Raw genomic sequence first — 1,896 nt, forward strand, 5'->3', positions numbered from 1 at the left:
TCTCCGCATTCCTGGCGACTGCCCTCTTGGCATTGAGCGCTACCGTTGCAGCTCCAGTTTTCGCTGACGAAGCAGCTTCTGCTCCTGCAGCGCCAGCAGCTTCTGCTACTGCACCAGCAGCACCAGCTGACGCCGCAGCACCAGCAGCCGCTCCAGCGGATGCAGCAGCACCAACTAAAGAAGTTATCGAAAATCCATACGGTTTAGATGCTTTGTGGAAAACTGGTGACTTTATTGCTAAAGGCACATTGATCATCATGGCAATCATGTCCATGGGTTCTTGGTACATTCTGATCACTAAGATCATCGATCAAGTGAAATTATCTGGTCAGGCAACTGATGCACGTACAAAGTTCTGGAAAGCAGCATCTGTTCAGGCTGGTTCTGCAACATTGAAAGAAGGCAGCCCATTCCGTTTCATCGCTGACTCTGGTATCAAAGCAACTGAACACCACGAAGGTGCATTGTTAGAGCAAATCGACCTGAACACTTGGGTTTCTATGTCTATCCAACGTGCTGTTGATAAAGTTCAAAGCCGTTTGCAAGATGGCCTGGCATTTTTGGCGACGGTTGGTTCTACAGCACCGTTCGTTGGTTTGTTCGGTACAGTATGGGGTATCTACCACGCGTTGACAGCGATCGGTATGTCCGGTCAAGCTTCCATCGATAAAGTTGCTGGTCCAGTTGGTGAAGCGCTGATCATGACGGCGATTGGTTTGGCAGTAGCGGTTCCAGCAGTGTTGGGTTACAACTTCCTGGTACGTCGCAACAAGAGCTCTATGGAAGAAGTTCGCGCATTTGCCGCTGACCTGCACTCTGTTGTGTTGTCTGGCAGCATGAACAAAGTCGCTAAGAAGTAAGCTCAAACAAAAAACCTCTCACCACAGAGGCAAAGAAGCACAGCAAAAACCGTAGAGCAACACAGTGTTTATTTGCTCTACGGTTTTTAAAAGTGATGATGAGTTAGTGGTTTTGAACGTTAAAGTAATCTGAAAGAGACACATTATGGCAATGGCAATCGGCAACGATGGTGATGGCGAAGACGAAGTCAACAGCACCATCAACACCACCCCGTTGGTAGACGTCATGCTGGTTTTGCTGATTATCTTCCTGATCACCGCACCGGTGATCACAGATACAGTCAAACTCAAGCTGCCGGCAGAAACCAACCAGATATTTAAGACCAAGCCAGAAAACATCACCATCTCAATTAGTAAAGATGGCGATATTTACTGGAATGGCGGCATGCGTCCGCTGCCAGGCGGGACAGAAGATCTGTTCGAGAAACTCAAAGTAGAAGCCGTAAAGATCCCGCAACCGGAAGTTAACATCCGCGGTGACCAGAACGTTCGCTACGAATTTATCGGCAAAACGATCCTCAACGCCCAACGCGCAGGGATTTCCAAAGTTGGTTTCGTCATCGAACCACCACCACGCGGCTAATTGAGCGGGTAAATAAAGGAAGAATATGGGAATGCAAATAGGTTCCGGCAGCTCTTCAGCCGATCCGGAAGTGATGATAGAAATGAACATGACGCCGTTGATCGACGTGATGTTGGTGTTGATCATCATGCTGATCATCACCATTCCAATTCAGAATCACTCTGTGAATCTGAATATGCCAACCAATACACCATCCAAACCAACAGAACCACCAGTGGTTGTGAACATTGATGTGGATTTTGACGGGACGGTATTGTGGAACGGTGTCGCAGTGGCTAGTCGTGCGGAATTGGAAAGCAAGCTGACAGAAGTGGCAAGCAATCCAAATCAGCCAGAAGTTCACCTGCGTCCGAACGCAGTCGTACCGTACAAATCGGTCGCTGCTGTAATGGCTGCAGCTCAACGTCTGGGTGTGACCAAAATCGGTATGGTCGGCAACGAGCAGTTCTTGAA

At 48.6% G+C, this 1,896-nt stretch carries 3 protein-coding genes; all 3 read left to right on the forward strand.

The window, feature by feature from the left end:
- Positions 1 to 860, forward strand: an 860-nt coding sequence (locus ACO0KY_RS19575) for a MotA/TolQ/ExbB proton channel family protein (protein WP_423048900.1), incomplete at its 5' end; no start/stop codon positions are given.
- A gap of 145 nt (positions 861 to 1,005) precedes the next feature.
- Positions 1,006 to 1,443, forward strand: a complete 438-nt coding sequence (locus ACO0KY_RS19580; protein WP_423048902.1) for an ExbD/TolR family protein — start codon at positions 1,006 to 1,008, stop codon at positions 1,441 to 1,443.
- A 25-nt stretch (positions 1,444 to 1,468) separates the two neighbouring features.
- On the forward strand, positions 1,469 to 1,896 hold a 428-nt coding region (locus ACO0KY_RS19585; RefSeq protein ID WP_423048904.1), incomplete at its 3' end, for an ExbD/TolR family protein.

It is taken from the genome of Undibacterium sp. Dicai25W, assembly GCF_049340505.1.
GTDB lineage: Bacteria > Pseudomonadota > Gammaproteobacteria > Burkholderiales > Burkholderiaceae_D > Undibacterium > Undibacterium jejuense.

Bases quoted from the DNA above. Each gene is read 5' to 3' on its own strand.
- ACO0KY_RS19580 (WP_423048902.1), top strand. From the start codon at position 1,006: ATGGCAATGGCAATCGGCAACGATGGTGATGGCGAAGACGAAGTCAAC.